The sequence below is a fragment of the Pseudoalteromonas sp. SMS1 genome (assembly GCF_021530565.1).
In the GTDB taxonomy this organism is placed as follows: Bacteria; Pseudomonadota; Gammaproteobacteria; order Enterobacterales; family Alteromonadaceae; genus Pseudoalteromonas.
On the sequence record NZ_JAKGBI010000007.1, the window covers coordinates 136,825 to 154,252 of the forward strand.

Genomic DNA, 17,428 nt, shown 5'->3' on the forward strand with positions numbered 1-17,428 from the left:
AGAATTATGACAATCCCTAAGCACAATGAGATTCGATTTGTAGTTTTAACTCACTTACTTGATGGTGAAGTAAAGAAACTCAAAGAACTGGTTAAACCGTTAGCGCAACATTTCCAACTCTCTGATGAAGAGATTGAGCAAATGTATGATTCTGGTAATGGACCCGTTTTTTTAGATCGGATCTCGTGGGCGATGAGCTTTTTAAATTTAGCAGGGTATATAGATAAGCCTAAGCGTGGTGTGTATCAAATCAATGATGCTGGTCGATTGGTATTGCAACGAGAAGACGCTCAAACATACCTCTATAAAGCTCATACAAAGAGAAAATCAAAGCCTTTAACGGTAGATGAATCGGCTGATATTGAAGCGGAAGATAAAACGCCACTTCAGCTCTTTTCTGAATCATTCGATGAAATTAAAAAATCCATCTACGATGAGATTTTAGAGACGGTTCTGAGAAAATCACCACGAGAGTTTGAACACCTTGTCGTGTCTCTGCTTGAGAGAATGGGCTATGGTGGACAAGTTAAAAACGCTGGTGAAGTGACTCAAGCCTCTAATGATGGTGGAATAGACGGGATTATCAAAGAAGATTTACTGGGGTTAGGGCGAATCCACATCCAAGCAAAACGTTATGATATTGGTAATACGGTTGGTCGAGACGAGATTCAGAAGTTTGTTGGTGCGTTAGCTGTCGCTCAATCGAACAAAGGGATTTTCATTACCACTTCATCTTATACGAAAGGTGCTCAAGAATACGCTAATAATTTGAATGGCACTACCGCACTGGTTTTGATCGATGGTCAGCAACTCGCTCAATACATTTATGATTTTAACTTGGGAATGCAAGTTGAAAAGGTCATTGAAATTAAAAAGTTAGACAGTGAATTTTGGGACTTAATGCAAGACGCATAACTCAATAATTTTCACTCAGAGGCAGAAAAATCTCTGATTTTTCATTTCTGTGAATCTCTGATTCATCAGCCTTATGCTCATATAGCGATAGTGGCTCTTTAAATGGCGTTTTTAGCCTGATTTAGCATTGTTGTAGCTAATGGATGGGCTAATCCTAAAAGTTAGCTCAAAACACCTTTCTATGCACTTTTGTTATATTAAAGAAAGATTTTATTATCACTCCATTATTGAATTACCTCAGATTTAAGGGGGTGAACAATTAGGGGGGAACAATAGAGCGTATTGGTGTGTGTAATAATTCTTGGTGTGTACAACTAGGGAGGTGTGTGTAATAAGGCTTTTACTCTTGCAATTTGTTTTTTTTGAGGTTTACTGACTGAAGAACGAAAAAAAAGAACTCGGCAAAAGTTCTTTAGTTTCGGAAAATCTCGATGCAGCGAGATATAATCATTGTTAGCATATTTTTACTTTTTATCAATAGCTTAACCATAAATTATATTTTTTCTCACGAGATAGCATAATCAACCAAGGAGAAAAAATATGCTATCAAACAACCTTTTTTTAAGATTACCTCGTGATTGTGTGGTCAACAACTCTGACGCTCAATCCGCACTTTACCCAGAAAATTTAACCCCACTTCAAATGAAATTGGTGTTGTCCTTTCTTGCTCAAGCTGGAATGAAAGACGATATCGTTAATCACGTTGAAATCTTCCTTAAAGATTTTAAATCAGAAGAGTCTCTATTTGGTTGGGTGAAGCTTTCAAAGAGTAAAATCGAGCAAGCTGTTATAAATATTCAGCATCCCTTTATTGCCAAAATTTCCTGTGATGATGATCGTATCAACGTCACTTTTAGTCGCCAGTTCCTAAACCTCCAAGCAAAAGAAATGCTAGATCCAAAAGCGGTAAATGTGGGGCTAAGTGCGCTTATGCCATACAAGCAAGTCTCATCTATCAAACTGCATATTCAAACGCTGGCGTATTACCCATATAGAGCTAATTTTTACTTCTTAGTCGATTTTCTGGGCGTGTCTACTAATCAAGATCGAAAAGAGCAGATCCGTTCCATCAAGAATAAAATCCGTACAGTCGGTATCGTTAAAGATTTTGATTATCAGCATCCACCTCAAATTTCTGCGCCTCGTAAAGAAGGGGATTACGACTTTTCGATCTATCGCCTGAAAGATGGTCAATTTCAAAGCGAAAAGATGGATAAGAGAAAACCGGGTAAAAGAAAGAAAAGTGATTAGCCTAACTATCTAATTTACATAATTTTCAACTTCAATTATGATGGTTCTGTTACCACTTTGGTAATTCTCCAGCCTACTGAACCAAAGTAGCTTATTACATTGTGTGATGAGGCTGCCTGTGGCAAACACAGGTACTCAGTGGAGATTTTGCCGATGAGACCGAAAATTGTTGATGTACGTCAGTACACTCGATTCCGTCTAGGTAAGCTTGAGGTCGTGTGTAAGCACCGCCGTTCGCTTCCTAGACGCTAAGTTGAATGAATACCTCAGTGGTAACAATTTATGATTCCATCATACAAATGTAATGCTCTTCATCTTGACTTTCCTTAAAAATTGCTCTGAACCTTTCTAGATATGCTGTATGGTCAACATCAACCATAAAACCTATGTTTGTTGGATCTGCGTGTGAGCCTCGGTTAATGTAGCGATAAAATGATTTGTAACCTTGCTCTGGTTCATTTTCTATTAGTTTATTCAATATATCAGCTAATTTGTCCTTTTTATGAACAAAACCGAAATAGTATTCAATAATATTTCTCATCACGTTAGGTAATACGACTGGGTGTGCATTACCCTCAATAACATCTTTTACGGTCTGCCATAACGACTGATAATCATTTTTTAGTTCACCTTTATCCATTGGTTTTGCGTTGGTGTACTGTTTCTTGTTTAGGCGATACAAAGAGTATTTGTCATTAAATTTATCCTTCCCTTGTGGTGCTAATTTCAATAGCTCTTGGTAGAAGAACAAGCTGTGGGTTAAGACAATGACCTTTTTGAATCTATTCCCTTTTATGATTTTAGTGTGGATCATAGACGCAATGTCATAGATGTAGTTTTGGGAAAGGCTTGAAATAGGATCATCAATGACGATTAGCTTTTCGTTGTCAGTTAGATCTGAATCCGTGCTCATACTTCCGTTACATTTCTCTATGAAGTACAAGAACGTGATCAATGTTTTCTCTCCCTCACTGAGGGATTTAAAAACAGCTTCTCCGTCTTTGGGTTCTTCCCCACGACTTAAGATAAAGTAGTTTTTTTGTTCTGGGTTGTTTGAGGCGACAATTTCAAAGCTGGTAAGCCCAAGGCTTTTTAAGTTTATGTTTATTCTAGATATTGTTTCATCAATATTAGATGTCTTAGATCGTAGGTAGCCAATTCTAGCGGCGACTTTTTTACCGATTCTCTCTACTCGACTTAATTGTTCTTTGAATTGCGCTATTTCTTTGTCTTTTTTATCTATTTGATTTTTTTCAAGAGAGAAAAGGTTTCCAGTGTGGTAACGGATAGAGTCCCACATTCTGAACTGAATATCGTTTTTATTTTCATTAAACTTTTTTGCTCTAGCTATAATAGATTGAACTGCTTGATTGATATCTTTAGCTACTTCCTCAATCGGTTTAAGCTTCTCTGAACAGTCAAGCAGCTCAATAGCTGAACTCGGTTTGTCTACTTTGGATTGAATGAGAGCCACGTTGTCTTGGTAAGCTCGTTCGATTAGTTCAAATGCTGGCTCTACGTTATGTATGTTTGAGTCGAATATGGAACAGCCGATAAAAGCAGCTTTGATAGAGTCGATGTAGCTAGCAACAGCACCTGTATAAGAGATTAAAACTGCTTCAACTCTTTGTACGTTGGATTCATAGGTTTTATCGAATAATGAGGCTAGCTCTGAACGAAATGTATCGTCAATCGTTTCTTGTTGGCAGAATGGACATTTTTTTTGGGAGTCTTTCAGATAGTTATCTTTACCATTTTTAACCCAGTTTTGATTGTTTAATTCTGATATAAACTCCGTGAGTTGGCTGCTAGAAGAGCCAACTATAGGCTCAGAAAGTAGAGCTACTTGCTCATCAGTGATCTTAGGTGGAGATGGGAGAATAACTAAATTTGGTTGGGTTTTATCATTTTGAGTTAATGATTGATATTCTGAATCTAAGCTGTCAATGGAGTCGCTCGCATTCCCTTTCTGCTTTTTGACTTGATCATAAAAACTAACCTTTCTTTTAAACCCACTAAGGAAAGCGTTGAGCGAAGTTTTCTCAATAGCGTGTTTTTGTTTGAATACCTCGTCAATAGTTGAGTCAACAATATCTTTTTTAGCCTGTTCTGCGTCAGAAATTTTATTCTTAATATCACGATAGGCATCAGCAAGTTGCTCTCGGAGTCGTGTTTTTTCAGTAATCCTAACTTCAAGTGTGGCGTTGTCTTCACTCAGAGTGAAGACTCCTTCCTGCATTGAGCTATGTACAAAGTTATCATCCACAAACGCTTGATTGTACACAATAGCTGTATAGTCCCCCTCAATGTTCAGGGTAGAACTTGCAAAACGCTGTTGCTCAGGGGCGTATAAGAAGTTAGATATTGTAGATTTCCCCGAACCGTTCAAGCCAAAAATCAACGTGTTTTGCTTTGATACATCAAGTTTTTCGGGAGTGGTAGGGTGGTAACTAGCTACTCCCATTATTGAAATTGATTCTGCCACAATTACATTTCCTGCATATCTAGATATAAAACCATATTAATATACTGGGCTTTGTTAGTCTCTGATTTTGATAAACAAATCAGCTTTATTGAGGCCTTATTTTGTTCCAGTGCTTAATTGTATTCAGTGGCGTTTCTACACTACCTGTAGGCGCTTGGTGTCGGAGTTCTTGTAGCTGATTGTCACGTTCTTCTAATTGTACTTCTACTGCACGCTTTTGTTCCTTTGGTTGAGTAGTATGAGGTTTTTGGAAAGAATCATTTTGCATAAATTTTAGAAGTTCTCGCTCAGTTTTTTTGCATAGTTCTGTGATAGAAAACCCACGTTCAAAAGCTGCTATAAATGCTCTTTCTCCTTCACTCTCAGCGAGTTCCCTAAGCTTGCTTATAACTTTCTTATTCTCATTTTTCACTAATAGGTCATTCTTTATGGCGATAGTGATGTCTTGGAAACAAAGGTTACTTTTGATTTCAATCAGATCTCTAAGTGTAAGCTGTTGCGACTTATCAGGCTGAACAAAAAACAATAGATCTGGATCTTTTTCATAAGCCGCTTTCATCATACGTTTCAAAAAGTCGGGACTTGAGTTAGTTAGTGTTGCCGCTTGCCAGCCATTCTCTAATGCAACGTTGATTGACAGCGTTAGGTCATAGCTGTTGGTTGATGAACCGAACCTGATTTTGCTTCTATCGTTAGATAGTACGATGTTGTAGTTGTAAGGACGGGCAACGATGTTCTTTTTGCCGAAATAAATCAGAATGTCGCCATTAACGTTGTTCCTTTGCTGTTTGTAATAGCGATTGATGTTCTCGATCTGAAAATCCAGCATTTTACGCTGCTGCTTGAATGTCGCTCGTAACGATGGTGGTTTTTCTAGCGTATGAATAAAATTAGGAAAACGCTTTTTGATTTTACCTAATGTCATAGAGCTTGAGATTTTCCCACCAGAAATCGTTTCACCTTTGTGGTGAAACACTATGCCCTTATTCTTGCCTGATTTAGCGTGTTTGATTATCTCTACGGTGATTTCTTGCTCTTCTAACTGCTCAATAAAATCAGCTTCATCATTAGCCGACTTGTAGAGATTAAAAATGTGCTTTTTCACAGTTTCGAGCTTTTGGTTTACTTGTGTCGTTTCCGTTAAATTTTGCTGAACTTGTTCATAAGATGTGTGCTCCGCCATTTCAGCTTCATTTTGATACTTACCTTCCATCAATAGATCATACGATTTACGTTTGAGCTTGGTTAGTGGTGCGTCTTGCTCTTTCGCTGCGCTAAGGTTTTTCTGGTGTTGGTACTCTGCTTCAAGTTTGCGGTTTTTCATCACTTTTGCCATAGGGTCATTAGCAGGACGGATCTCGTTAGACACATTGTTGCCCGTTGGCGTTAGGTTGTATTTGCGTTCAATTTTTTCACACGCTACACGCATTTTTCTTTTTGAGTTTTTGACACGCTGATACTCGCCAAGGCTGTTGTGCATTCCCCTGACAAAATGGAAGTGCAAACGGCCACTATCGACTTGCGGATAGATAAGGTATGGGGTGTTTTCCATATCGTATAGGCTTGATAATAGCTCCACGCTGATTTGTGCCAGTTCATCTTGCGTGAAACGAGCATTATCTTCATCTTCAAAGGAGAGCATTTCGTGAGCGTAAAGCTTGGTTTGTCGTCTGTTGGTCGATTGGCTTTTGTTGAGCTTTACCTCTTCAATAAACCCATCCATAAAACCTTGATAAGCAACTAGATCTGATATGTCGATAACCCCTAGATTGGACAGGGCTTGCAGCAATCGAGGGTTTTCAGGCGAGTTAAGGTATTCTTTAGCTACTGTGTTGTATCTAATGATACTTTTAAGCTGTTTGACGGTTTCTCCTTCGTGTAATAGTTTCGCAATTGCCATTACTTTTCTCCTTCAACAACAAAGCTTTTCAGGACTTTGTTTTTCATTGAAGAGATCTGAACTGCCAGTTTTTTTAGCTGTGCGGTTTCTTGTGGAGTAATGGTTTTGTTTGTGTTGGCGAGCTTCGTTATTTGATTGAGGTTGTTACCGCAGCGTTTTAACTCCGTCAGGATTTCTAGTAGGTAAACACTATCTTGAATAATGGTCTTAGGTGGTTCGATTTTCTTACGGTGCAAGAGCTTGTTAAACATTTCAAGCCACGTTCTTGCCTTGATTTGGGATTTTGCCAATAGTAGGGCTGATTTTTCCCCTTCACTACAACGTATTACGATTTTTGTATTGCTGCTCCTTTGCGCCATAATTTCCTCCTTGCTGAACAAATACAATGAGTGTTAAGACGGTTGATAGAACACTGGATAGGCTTTTCATCGAAGATCGCTGTCTGAAATTAGCTGCAAAATATCGAATGAAATGAGATTTTTCAGGTGATTTTAGAAAGTGATCAACACTCCTTTTTAAAACGTTTTTCTGTTTTAAAACAAGTGGTTTGGGGAACCCAAGCCTCAACTTGCCTCTTCTTTAACTGTCTTAAACTCTTATACTCAACAGAGCATATTTTTAGACGATGTCAAATTGGGAGACCTAGGTCCCCAGTGGTCCCAGAGCTGGTAAGTCCTTGCCAAACTTGATTTTTGTGATAATCAAATAGGTATGGTTAGGAGAAAAATGATGAGTAAAAAAGATCACGAAAAGAGGCTGGAATCGACAGCGAAAAACGAATTACAGAAAACACAAAAATTGGCTGAGTCTGACTTTGTAAAAGGTCAGTTGAAAGAGATGATGAATAACAAACTGCGAAAAGATATTGTTATTCGTGATGATTTGCTCAAAGCTGGCGCAGAGCCGTCACAAAAACTGACGAATAGAATTGAAGGGCGACAAGAAGCCTTAGATGAACTGGTCGCTATCATCGACACGCATCAAACCCATCTTTTAAGCACCTATGACATTGCTAAAGCAGCGATTGCCGAGCTTCGAAAATACAACCCCAAAAAAGCCAACGAGCTTGAAAACTCATTGGCTTTGAAGGTGAAGCAAAGCGGTTCTCAAACGATCAAGAAAAAGCGCCTGTAATATGTATTATTAGTTGCTAGTTATCTGACAACTGCTCTTCTATCTTGTACTTTCGTGCATTTTCTACGAATGGCTCAAGTTGAAATACTGCATCAGCAACCATAAGAAGATTGTCAAAATCATCAGGTTTAGCCGCATATTTTCTAATCAATTTAATCACATAGTCAAAGATTGGTTGGATATCGGACAGTAACGCTGGCTCAAGTTCAGTGACGATCTGCCTAAGTTCGAAGAACCATTCGATGTATTGCTCTAATACGAGAATAATTGTTTTATCATCGTGAATGTCAGGGTACTGGCTAGGAGAGCCGTGAAGCCTTTTATGCACGGTTTTTCCATTCGCTAGTGTACAAGCCCCAAGGTAGTACTTTGGTTCCAGCATAATTCGGTGTTTATCGTCATTTTCCATCACGAACTCAACCAACAAGCAGTTGATGTCATTTTGGACACTTGCTCTCTGAACCTTCGTAGAAAAATTAGAATTAAAATTGACTCGGTTGTTGAACTTTATTTCTTCATTTGGTTCATCGATCAAATCGTAAACAAGCTGATCATATTGATAGGTAATGGTTTTTTGATTGAGCTTATTTTCAATAGTTTGTATTTCAGCATCGAATCTTGCGACTTGCTCGTTAAGTTCTTGAACTTTCGTCATTATTGCTGGTGCGGTGAAGTCGTGCTCCAGTAGAGCATTAAGCTTATTGTTTGCTGAGACTTTTTGTTCTTTTAATTTTTGAACTTGTAGATGGAGATCATTTGGTTCAACGGGTTTAGGTAAAAAGCCATTCTCTGTTACAAGGTGTAAGAGCATTAGTTCCAGTTCTTCATAGCGATAGTGTCTGGAGTGGGTACAGCTGCCGCCTCGTTTCGCACTGGTACAAGTTAGATATTTTTGGCTTCGTTTTTTTATATTGCCTTTGTCAACATATTCCATCGCATTACCGCATTCTGCACATTGCAAAAAGCCACGAAAGATATTTGAAAATCGGTACTTTCCCGTTTTGCCTTTGCCAACTTTTCTCGATTGCATTGCAATCTGGGCTTTGAGAAATGTTTCCTCATCAATCACTTGTGGGTAGTAATCCGCAATTGGCTCACCGTAGGGTTTACGGTTTTTATAGGCTCCTTTGTACATCTGCATTTCACCAATGAGCCTACGGTCAGATAGGAGCAACTGAATGGTAGATCTTACCCATAATCCACTTTTACTTCGCTTGGATGGGGTTGGATACTGTTCAATCTTATCGTTCAAATGGCGTAAGATTTGGTTATACCCATTTCCATCAACGCAGAGTTCAAAGATTTTTCTTATCGCTCTCACTGCATCTTCTTTTAGTGAGAAAGACTCCCAATCATCAGCAAGAACCAACCAATGAGGATATGAGGTAGCAAACTTTTTTTTATCGATCTGTTGTCGTTTGGCTTCCCAACTTTCCTTTAAACGCTTGCGCTTAGTCTGGCTCTCTTCGTGAGCACGACTCATAATTAACAAACTAGTGATTATGTCGAATACTTGAGCATCGTTGTCTACATCATCGTTGCTGGTATAAAACTTTCTATCCTGTAGCGTATAAATGTTAACGTAGTCAAGCAGGTGTAAAAACTGACGCATTGCTTTGTTTATCGTATCCCGTGATAGACGGTCAAGGTTCTCCACGATTAGTAAGCTGCCTTTTTCGACAATGCCCGATTTACAATCTTCAATGAAACGTTTTAGGTTTTCTTGTTCACCCTTGAAAGCCGATTTACCAAGCTCTTTGTAGACACTGAGTTCAGTATCTAGCTCGTAACCATTTTCTTCACAGAACTTTTGAGTTTGTGCGAATTGCCGCCTAAAGCTATCCCCTTTAGCTTGTTGTGGTGATGAATAGCGAATGTAAGAATAAGCTCTTGGCTTCATAACAACCCTCAAAAACGATACTTTTCAATTGATGGGGATTATAACATAAATACTTTATGCCTATGCACCAGAAAAATATGCCTATCCTATCGATCGCTTCACCATGGAAGTGAAACGTCAGCTAGATGTTTTAGATAAACATCTTGCAAATAATCAGTACATATGTGGCAGTCAATACACCATTGCTGATATCGCAATTTGGCCATGGTATGGTCAACTCGTTGAGGGACGGCTGTATGACGCGGCTGAGTTTCTAAGTGTCTCTGAATATGCAAATGTGCAGCGCTGGAGCAAAGCAATCTCTTCGCGTCCAGCGGTTAAACGCGGTCGCATCGTTAACCGCACGTGGGGAGACGCTAATGAGCAGCTTCATGAACGCCATGACAGCAGTGATTTTGACCTAAGAACACAAGATAAACTCGCTCAGAAATAACACAAAACAACTGTTTTCAGGGCCATAATCAGGCCCTCATTTACTCAGATTGCTTTGCCATAAACTCACTCATGCGTTCTTGTAACTCTAATTCACTTAAATCTTCAATATGAGTTCCAATTGTCCAAACATGACCAAATGGATCTTCCAACGTCCCAGCCCTGTCCCCATAAAATTGGTTTTCGACGGCTCTTAGCTCTTTCGCGCCCATAGCCAAAGCTTGCGAAAACACCGTATCAACGTCTTCCACATAATGCATTAATGAAACCGCCGTTCCGCCCAGTTGCTTTGGCCCCTTAAAGTGCATATCAGGGCATTCATCGCTGATCATCAGATGCGAATTACCGACTTTCATTTCGGCATGTGCAATGCGGCCATTGGGTAAGTTCATCTGCATGACAAGTTGCGCATCAAATGCTTTTTCATAAAAATGAATGGCTTCATTTGCACCGTCGACAATCAGATAAGGTGTTAGGGAGTGGTAACCTTCGGGTATCGCTTTTACACTCATAGCAGGGTTCCATTATTTACAAGACTGCCACTAAAACTAGACCATACACACCAAAGTACAACCTCAGAAGAATCTAAAAATAAAAAAGCCAACTTCTTTATTGTGCTCTTTTTTTTCCACTAAAAACCGCTAAACTATGCGTTTTTATCATATCTTAGGTGGCATCATGCAGCGCACGAAACTGGTCAACCAATTAACCGAATTACTCAAACCCTTTCAGATCAACGACTACTGCCCAAATGGTCTACAAGTAGAAGGTACATCAGAAATAAAAAAAGTGATCACGGGCGTAACGGCCAGCCAAGCATTAATTGATGCCGCCATTGAAAAGCAAGCTGATGCTATTTTGGTACACCATGGTTACTTTTGGAAAGGCGAAGATCAAACAATTACAGGTATGAAGCAGCGTCGGATCAAAAGCCTACTGGCCAATGACATTAACCTACTCGCATACCATTTACCTCTCGATGTTCACCCTGAGCTTGGCAACAATGCTCAATTGGGCAAGTTACTAGACCTCATTGTTGAGCGTCCGCTTGAACCCTGGAATAAAAACAGTGTAGCGGTGAAGGGGAAACTCAAAACCCCCATGTCAGTCGCTCAATTCACGGCACTTATTGAGCAGAAACTAGGTAGATCTCCCCTAGTTAATCAAGCAGGTGATCATGAAATAAAAACCATTGCTTGGTGTACTGGTGGCGGCCAAAGTTTTATCGATTTAGCAGCAAGCCAGGGTATCGATGCCTACCTCACGGGTGAAGCATCAGAGCAAACAATACACAGCTCTTCTGAGCAAGGTATTCATTTTTTTGCAGCTGGACACCATGCAACAGAAAGATATGGTGTTAAAGCGCTTGGAGAATACTTGGCAGATAAATATGACTTAGATGTTGAATTCATTGATATTCACAACCCGGTATAATTTTGATGCCTAAAAAGGGAAAATGCACAACGGTTGAAACTCCACAAGATCGTAATTTTTGTGATATTGCCAATAAATTTAAAAAGAATATTTACGGCACAACAAAAGGCAGAATTAGAGAGGCCGTACTGCAGCGAGATCTTCAAGAAGTATTGGCTGAATTTGAAACGCCTCAACAACTGCGCATTCTCGATGTCGGTGGTGGTCAAGGTCAACTAGCACTATACCTTGCGCAGCAAGGTCATCATGTCACCGTTGTTGATATCTCTGAGCCGATGCTCGAATTAGCGAAAGAGCGTGCCCACATCCATGGTGTTCACAACGCCATGACATTTGTGCATGCTCCTTTGCAGACAATACCATCCCTTTCACTTGGGCAATTTGATTTGGTCTTGTGTCACGCGGTTTTGGAATGGGTTGTTGAACAACAAGCTGCACTCAAAATATTAAAATCGACGTTAAATTCGCATGGCATACTATCCCTCATGTATTTCAACAAATCCGCTCAAAGATTTGCGAATATGATCTATGGCAATTTTGATTATGTGGCCAAAGGGCTTAAAGTGAAACAAAAAGTTGGACTGAGCCCAAATCAACCATTAGAAAGTGAGCAAGTCGACGCGTGGCTACGTGAGTTAGGGTTGACTCAAATGAGTAAAACTGGCGTGAGATGCTTTCATGATTATTTGCGTGAGTTAAAAAAGGCGGAGCATCAGTTTGATGCGTTGTTGGAGATGGAACTGCGCTACAATCGTTCAGAACCTTATGCATCTCTTGGACGGTATACGCATTTACTACTTAAGGTGTTTTAACAAAGCTCGGCTTATAAAGAAAACAGCCTCAACATTTGTACCCACCACAGTACAAATGTTGAGGCCAAGACATGTGCTGTAAGAGAGCAGCAACTCCACGTTGCCATAGCTGCATGAATATGTCCCTTGAATCCATTTGATTTAAATTGAAAAGCAGATAAATCAAACAGTTAACAACTTTCATTTACAGTATTTCATTATGAAAATGCAGTAATACATTTTTGTACAAGTCCGCTTTTTTGGTTGCAACACCTTGCCCCCCCGCAGATTTGATCACTTTATTCTGGTTGTCAGACTCTACCCATGTATACACATAAAATGGTGTCTCATCGCCACGTGCACGCATTGTTTGTAGCAACTTAAGACCAGCCAGTGGCTCACCATGGCGGCCCATATCCGAAATGACCACATTGTAGTCGTACATACTCAGTAGTAACAGCGCCTCTTGAGTGGACGTGGTGTTATATACTCCAATTTTGTGTTGTAAAAAATAGCTTTGCTCTTTTTTGTTGTTAGTGGGGTTGTCATCTACCCACAGGATCCGGCCAATGGCATTGAGCGGCTCACTTGCTTTAAATTCATTTTCACCTAAATGTTCAAAAGAGTGATTTATCACCAACCAAATACACACCGTACACATAAACAACGTCAGGCCAATCCAGAATTTTAAATGCGTGCCATCTGCTCTGTGCTCAGCACCAATTGCTTCAAAATTTAATTGTGTTTCATCCGAAGCATGGTGCTGTAATACGTGTAATTCAGGATTAAACTTATAACCTTGACCACGAACCGTGACGATGATGTCTTGTGCAACGCCAAGGCGTTGTAACAGACTACGTGTATCAGAAACCAAACGTGGTAGTGACCATGGAGACACAACGGAGTCAGGCCAAAGATACGCAACCAGCTCTTGCTGATTACATACTTTGGGGCGGGTGTCCAATAAGTACAAAAGTAAATTAAATGCCCGCTCCTCTAACACGACTTTTTTGTTCGCTACATCCAGAGTCTGGGTTTTAGCATTCAATATTACATTTGAAAATCGATACTCCATATCACTGCCATTTCCATTTAATTTACTAATAACTAAAAGAATTAATAGACTATACCAAACTCAACAACAGAGCTAGCCCTATCAATTAGTAATAATGTCTAATGGAAAACACCCACAAATCGTCCCTTTTATTGGTTCAAATGTACCTCGTTCGTTGTTCTCTCATTGCAACAACGATAGAGCTGACAGAATCATGCTGTTCGTGAGACGCGAGTTGAATCGAGCTATCGACACACATCTATAAGTAGTTGCTTTGCTATGCTCGCTATGACGTGAGGATCTTTTTGGGCTTGAGAATAGGTTCTTAGGCCGTAAATACCAACGATTAAACTCTGTGCTCTTTGCTCTGGTTTGCGTTCGCCTTTCAGCCCGCCTTCTTGCGCTATCTCGACAAAAACATCGCACATGAAGCGCTGCCAAAGACGACATTGATTACTCAAAACTTGCTGTGCTTCATCGTCTTGTTGCGCTATTTCATTGATGGCTTTTTGACTTAAACAAGCTTGTGTCGGGTCATCACTAATACACTCGGCTACGATACTGTTTAAGTAAGCATTCAACCCACATTGCGCACTATGTTGTTGCGTAAATATTGACTTTAATTCCGCTGTTCGATCTTGATTGTATTGTTCAAGTGCCGCTAACAACAAGCCTTTTTTATTCTCAAAAGCACAATAGATCGAACCTGGGTGCAACCCCGTTGCCCTTTTCAGATCCTGCATACTGGTTTTATTGTAACCGTTTTCCATAAATGCATTCATTGCGGCCCTCAAAACTCGCTCTCGATCAAATTCTGCGCTTCTCATAGTTTCCCCTATTGAGCCAATAAACATGCATCTTAAACAATTTTGAACAAATGTTCAAAAAAGAGGTTGAATGATCATTCAAATACCGATATCTTGAATGAACATTCAATAAAGAGGTTTGTGCCATGACAAAGGATTTATTTAACAATTATCAACTAAACAACTCGATTACCCTGCAAAATAAGATACTGATGGCGCCGTTAACACGCTGTATGGCAGATGACCAGCTCGTGCCAACTGACGCGATGGTCGAATATTACGCACGCAGAGCCGATGCGGGTCTCATTATTTCGGAAGCAACAATCATCCGTCCAGATGGACAAGGTTACCCAAACACGCCTGGACTATTTAGCCCGGAACAAATTGTAGGCTGGAGAAAAGTCACCAATGCCGTACACAACAAAGGTGGAAAAATCTTCGCCCAACTTTGGCATACCGGCCGAGTTGCCCACCCTCATTTTTATAATGGAGAAACCGTGATCGCACCGAGTGCCACGGTTGTTGAAGGAACGGTGCCCCGAATGCGAGAGCTCACTTATATCACACCAACACCTGCAACGATTGAGCAAATTCAGCAACTTATTCTGGATTACGCACAAGCCGCGGCAAATGCCATAGATGCTGGATTCGATGGTGTGGAGATACATGGTGCCAACGGCTATCTTATCGATCAGTTTTTGCACTTTGATAGTAACAAACGCACCGACCAATATGGTAACTCTCCAGAGAATATGAGCCGTTTTGCGCTTGAGGTAGTAGATGCCATCGCACACAGAATTGGAAATGAACGAACTGCGTTACGTATATCTCCGGGTGCATACTTCAACATGGCACCAGATACTAAAGACAAAGAGGTGTTTGATTACCTATTACCAGAACTTGAAAAGCGTGATTTGGCATATTTACATATCGGGATATTTGATGATGAAATGACGTTTGAACATTTAGGTGGGCGCGCATCAGACTATGTTCGAGCGCGCTATAAGCATACACTGGTTGGAAATGGTGGTTTTAGTGCTGAAACAGGTACACAAGCTATAACAGAAGATCGTTTTGATTTGCTGGCAATTGGACGCCCATTTATCGCAAATCCGGACTATGTAAACAAAATCAAAATGAATCAGGCGCTGCTTCCCTATAACGAAGAGATGCTCTCAACACTTTACTAATCCGGTGCGCTCAGTTATCGCTGATCAGAGGTAACTGAGCCGCTTTCCAAGCTAAATAGTCGCCTTCCAAGTGCTTCAATTTAAATCCCCTTTTTTGCAAGATCCCTTCAAATATGCTCGCCCTGCGCCCCGATCGACAATATACGACAAGCGTATCAGACTTCAGCGTTTCTAATTTAGCTGACTGTGCTTCTATTTGATCATACGGAATGTTGATTGCGCCTTTGATATGGCCAGCGGCAAACTCTTCGGGCGTTCTCACATCAACAATTTTAAATGCATTACTCGACATCTGGTTAACGATAAGGTCATTGGCCGAAATAATGGCCGTGTCTGCTGATGCCAAAGACGGAATGCAAAAAAGCATACTGATAAAAACAAATTGGATGAGCTTGTACATTTGGTTAACCCCTAAAAACGCGATTCGAACTCTTGCTACTCTAAATCAACTCAGCCCAACACGCAAAATTTTCAAGTCCATAATTTGCTATTTAACCAATTTACCAAACAAAAAATAAACAATATGTATCAAACACTTAAATAAATACCATTGAGAAAACTCACGTCTACTATCCATTAGTCTAATACCGGAATTACAAATCCAGACTATTACTTATTGCACGCGCGTTAGGACTGATTAAAAGTAGTTTGTCACAAGTTGGATAATTTAATTTGAGTTTTTGCTCTAAAATACTAGACTGACTTTAAACTAATGAGCGAATTGAACGCACAAGTGCCCAAAACACGTACGAAATAATGATGTTTTGTCTTTTATATTAAACAAATTGGTTATTAATTCGTCACAATAGGCATGAACAATAGCGTTAGTTTTAATCCTACATGAGCATATTGCTCAGTAATCTGTGGCTTAGTTGTACAGTAGTTTTGCCACTACATGTTCGGAAAAGCACATTATGGAAAACAGAAAAATAGCAGTTGTTACGGGCGCATTAGGTGGCATTGGTACAGCGATAGTTCAGCAATTAGTATCTGAAAACCACCTAGTGGTCGCGGTCGCGAGCACGCGAAGAAGTGAATCTGACTTTGATAGGTGGTGTAGTGAGTACAACATCAACCCAAGCTTAGTTGAACCTTTGTTTCTCGATGTTACCGATGCGCAAGCGTGTTCGAATAGCATTGAGTCCATTATCGATCAACACGGTAAAATTGACGTATTGGTCAATAACGCTGGTATAACACGCGATTCGTCCTTCAAAAAAATGAACGCGCAACAATGGCATGACGTGATAGATACCAATCTGAACTCCATGTTTAACATGACACAACCGCTGTTTGCACATATGTGTAGTAATAAATCAGGGCGCATTATCAACATTTCGAGTGTCAATGGCCAGAAAGGTCAGTTTGGGCAAGCAAACTATGCAGCAGCAAAAGCAGGCATGATTGGGTTCAGTAAGTCTTTGGCTTACGAGGGCGCAAGGGCTGGCGTGACAGTAAATGTGGTAGCACCCGGGTATACAGAGACACCAATGGTTGCAAAAATGCGCGAGGATGTACTCGAAAGTATCAAAGCACAGGTCCCCATGCAAAGGCTGGCAACACCACTAGAAGTAGCGAAAACAGTCGCTTTTCTTGCATCGGACGGTGCGGCATATATAACAGGTGAGACCCTAGCCTTAAATGGCGGCCTGTATATGAATTAGTAAACACAATGAGTCCATTTAGAAAAGTTTCACTTTTCTGTAGTAGGTGGAAATTGCATTTTTTAACGGAATAACTCTCAATAGGAAGCAAGCCATGTACAACGACTTTTTCAAATCAATCACAGAGCAAAGTGAAAAGTTTTTCTCTCCTGCAATCCAGTTCAATCAATTAGTTGCTAAGAACATCGAGCAACTTGCTAAGATCCAATTGGATGCAGCCCACTCTTTCACTGAAACTTCAGTTGAGCAACTCAAAACTGCCGCGGAAGTAAAAGACGTTAAATCTTTCATCGATTTTAATGCAAGCCAATTAAGCGCAGTAAATAAACTGAGCCAACAGCTTATCGAAGATGGTCAAAAGTTGACGCAACTTGGTCAAGATTTCAAAGACAACCTAGAAACAATCTCAAAAGAAAGTGTGAAAGCCGCAAAAGCTTAACCTTTCTTATGGCCTAGCTAAGTACCTTGGCTA

General features: G+C 40.1%; 16 protein-coding genes and 1 pseudogene. 9 read left to right on the top strand and 8 right to left on the bottom strand.

The features are described from left to right. The first annotated feature begins 6 nt into the window (after nucleotides 1-6). Entirely contained in the window at nucleotides 7-915 is a 909-nt protein-coding gene (locus L1286_RS10625) for a restriction endonuclease (protein ID WP_126609646.1), read from the top strand. Nucleotides 916-1,455: 540 nt separating this feature from the next. Beyond that, complete coding sequence (locus L1286_RS10630) at nucleotides 1,456-2,166, top strand: hypothetical protein (RefSeq protein WP_235406960.1); 711 nt, start codon at nucleotides 1,456-1,458, stop codon at nucleotides 2,164-2,166. Between the two features lie 280 nt (nucleotides 2,167-2,446). On the opposite strand, the gene L1286_RS10635 is transcribed toward L1286_RS10630, so the two are convergent. The 3 genes from L1286_RS10635 to mobC all read right to left on the bottom strand — a co-directional run bounded on the left by L1286_RS10635 (nucleotide 2,447) and on the right by mobC (nucleotide 6,910). Next, nucleotides 2,447-4,651: an AAA family ATPase gene (locus tag L1286_RS10635; protein WP_235406961.1), complete on the bottom strand. Its 2,205-nt coding sequence runs from the start codon at nucleotides 4,649-4,651 to the stop codon at nucleotides 2,447-2,449. An 85-nt stretch (nucleotides 4,652-4,736) separates the two neighbouring features. Next, complete coding sequence (locus tag L1286_RS10640) at nucleotides 4,737-6,551, bottom strand: relaxase/mobilization nuclease domain-containing protein (protein ID WP_235406963.1); 1,815 nt, start codon at nucleotides 6,549-6,551, stop codon at nucleotides 4,737-4,739. Continuing rightward, complete coding sequence (gene mobC, locus L1286_RS10645; protein ID WP_235406965.1) at nucleotides 6,551-6,910, bottom strand: plasmid mobilization relaxosome protein MobC; 360 nt, start codon at nucleotides 6,908-6,910, stop codon at nucleotides 6,551-6,553. Before mobC ends, L1286_RS10640 begins: the two co-directional genes overlap by 1 nt. Nucleotides 6,911-7,277: 367 nt before the next feature. On the opposite strand from mobC, the gene L1286_RS10650 reads away from it, so the two are divergent. Beyond that, nucleotides 7,278-7,685, top strand: coding sequence for a hypothetical protein (locus L1286_RS10650; protein ID WP_235406966.1), 408 nt, complete (start codon nucleotides 7,278-7,280; stop codon nucleotides 7,683-7,685). A 16-nt stretch (nucleotides 7,686-7,701) separates the two neighbouring features. Here the strand turns inward: L1286_RS10650 and L1286_RS10655 are convergent, their stop codons facing one another. Then, the gene (locus tag L1286_RS10655; protein WP_235406968.1) at nucleotides 7,702-9,585 is read right to left on the bottom strand and encodes a recombinase family protein; all 1,884 of its coding nucleotides are present in this window, start codon (nucleotides 9,583-9,585) and stop codon (nucleotides 7,702-7,704) included. A 55-nt stretch (nucleotides 9,586-9,640) separates the two neighbouring features. On the opposite strand from L1286_RS10655, the pseudogene L1286_RS10660 reads away from it, so the two are divergent. Continuing rightward, nucleotides 9,641-10,018, top strand: a pseudogene (locus tag L1286_RS10660) (glutathione S-transferase C-terminal domain-containing protein); the annotation flags it as partial. Nucleotides 10,019-10,058: 40 nt separating this feature from the next. Here the strand turns inward: L1286_RS10660 and L1286_RS10665 are convergent. Beyond that, nucleotides 10,059-10,529, bottom strand: coding sequence for a VOC family protein (locus L1286_RS10665; protein WP_235406969.1), 471 nt, complete (start codon nucleotides 10,527-10,529; stop codon nucleotides 10,059-10,061). Between the two features lie 166 nt (nucleotides 10,530-10,695). On the opposite strand from L1286_RS10665, the gene L1286_RS10670 reads away from it, so the two are divergent. Both L1286_RS10670 and L1286_RS10675 read left to right on the top strand, forming a co-directional pair. Continuing rightward, complete coding sequence (locus L1286_RS10670) at nucleotides 10,696-11,451, top strand: Nif3-like dinuclear metal center hexameric protein (RefSeq protein ID WP_235406971.1); 756 nt, start codon at nucleotides 10,696-10,698, stop codon at nucleotides 11,449-11,451. A 5-nt stretch (nucleotides 11,452-11,456) separates the two neighbouring features. Next, nucleotides 11,457-12,263 (top strand): methyltransferase domain-containing protein, encoded by an 807-nt coding sequence (locus L1286_RS10675; RefSeq protein WP_235407052.1) that lies wholly within the window; start codon nucleotides 11,457-11,459, stop codon nucleotides 12,261-12,263. A 184-nt stretch (nucleotides 12,264-12,447) separates the two neighbouring features. On the opposite strand, the gene L1286_RS10680 is transcribed toward L1286_RS10675, so the two are convergent. Both L1286_RS10680 and L1286_RS10685 read right to left on the bottom strand, forming a co-directional pair. Next, on the bottom strand, nucleotides 12,448-13,317 hold the full coding sequence (locus tag L1286_RS10680; RefSeq protein WP_235406972.1) for a winged helix-turn-helix domain-containing protein: 870 nt from the start codon (nucleotides 13,315-13,317) through the stop codon (nucleotides 12,448-12,450). 224 nt (nucleotides 13,318-13,541) lie between these two features. Continuing rightward, nucleotides 13,542-14,123, bottom strand: a complete 582-nt coding sequence (locus tag L1286_RS10685) for a TetR/AcrR family transcriptional regulator (RefSeq protein WP_235406974.1) — start codon at nucleotides 14,121-14,123, stop codon at nucleotides 13,542-13,544. A 125-nt stretch (nucleotides 14,124-14,248) separates the two neighbouring features. On the opposite strand from L1286_RS10685, the gene L1286_RS10690 reads away from it, so the two are divergent. Continuing rightward, a complete protein-coding gene (locus L1286_RS10690) occupies nucleotides 14,249-15,292 on the top strand; it encodes an alkene reductase (protein ID WP_235406975.1) in 1,044 nt (347 codons plus the stop codon). Between the two features lie 10 nt (nucleotides 15,293-15,302). Here the strand turns inward: L1286_RS10690 and L1286_RS10695 are convergent, their stop codons facing one another. After that, nucleotides 15,303-15,692, bottom strand: a complete 390-nt coding sequence (locus tag L1286_RS10695) for a rhodanese-like domain-containing protein (protein ID WP_235406977.1) — start codon at nucleotides 15,690-15,692, stop codon at nucleotides 15,303-15,305. A gap of 514 nt (nucleotides 15,693-16,206) precedes the next feature. On the opposite strand from L1286_RS10695, the gene L1286_RS10700 reads away from it, so the two are divergent. Both L1286_RS10700 and L1286_RS10705 read left to right on the top strand, forming a co-directional pair. Beyond that, a complete protein-coding gene (locus L1286_RS10700) occupies nucleotides 16,207-16,956 on the top strand; it encodes an SDR family oxidoreductase (RefSeq protein WP_235406979.1) in 750 nt (249 codons plus the stop codon). 94 nt (nucleotides 16,957-17,050) lie between these two features. Beyond that, nucleotides 17,051-17,395 carry a phasin family protein gene (locus L1286_RS10705; RefSeq protein ID WP_063355347.1) on the top strand — a complete coding sequence of 115 codons (345 nt, stop codon included), beginning with the start codon at nucleotides 17,051-17,053 and terminating at the stop codon, nucleotides 17,393-17,395. Nucleotides 17,396-17,428: the final 33 nt, after the last annotated feature.

Excerpts from the sequence above, each read along its gene's own strand:
- L1286_RS10705 (WP_063355347.1), top strand. The coding sequence starts at position 17,051 with ATGTACAACGACTTTTTCAAATCAATCACAGAGCAAAGTGAAAAGTTT.
- L1286_RS10640 (WP_235406963.1), bottom strand. The coding sequence starts at position 6,551 with ATGGCAATTGCGAAACTATTACACGAAGGAGAAACCGTCAAACAGCTT.
- L1286_RS10625 (WP_126609646.1), top strand. The coding sequence starts at position 7 with ATGACAATCCCTAAGCACAATGAGATTCGATTTGTAGTTTTAACTCAC.
- mobC (WP_235406965.1), bottom strand. The coding sequence starts at position 6,910 with ATGGCGCAAAGGAGCAGCAATACAAAAATCGTAATACGTTGTAGTGAA.
- L1286_RS10655 (WP_235406968.1), bottom strand. The coding sequence starts at position 9,585 with ATGAAGCCAAGAGCTTATTCTTACATTCGCTATTCATCACCACAACAA.
- L1286_RS10690 (WP_235406975.1), top strand. The coding sequence starts at position 14,249 with ATGACAAAGGATTTATTTAACAATTATCAACTAAACAACTCGATTACC.
- L1286_RS10650 (WP_235406966.1), top strand. The coding sequence starts at position 7,278 with ATGATGAGTAAAAAAGATCACGAAAAGAGGCTGGAATCGACAGCGAAA.
- L1286_RS10665 (WP_235406969.1), bottom strand. The coding sequence starts at position 10,529 with ATGAGTGTAAAAGCGATACCCGAAGGTTACCACTCCCTAACACCTTAT.
- L1286_RS10700 (WP_235406979.1), top strand. The coding sequence starts at position 16,207 with ATGGAAAACAGAAAAATAGCAGTTGTTACGGGCGCATTAGGTGGCATT.
- L1286_RS10670 (WP_235406971.1), top strand. The coding sequence starts at position 10,696 with ATGCAGCGCACGAAACTGGTCAACCAATTAACCGAATTACTCAAACCC.
- L1286_RS10695 (WP_235406977.1), bottom strand. The coding sequence starts at position 15,692 with ATGTACAAGCTCATCCAATTTGTTTTTATCAGTATGCTTTTTTGCATT.
- L1286_RS10685 (WP_235406974.1), bottom strand. The coding sequence starts at position 14,123 with ATGAGAAGCGCAGAATTTGATCGAGAGCGAGTTTTGAGGGCCGCAATG.
- L1286_RS10630 (WP_235406960.1), top strand. The coding sequence starts at position 1,456 with ATGCTATCAAACAACCTTTTTTTAAGATTACCTCGTGATTGTGTGGTC.
- L1286_RS10680 (WP_235406972.1), bottom strand. The coding sequence starts at position 13,317 with ATGGAGTATCGATTTTCAAATGTAATATTGAATGCTAAAACCCAGACT.
- L1286_RS10675 (WP_235407052.1), top strand. The coding sequence starts at position 11,457 with ATGCCTAAAAAGGGAAAATGCACAACGGTTGAAACTCCACAAGATCGT.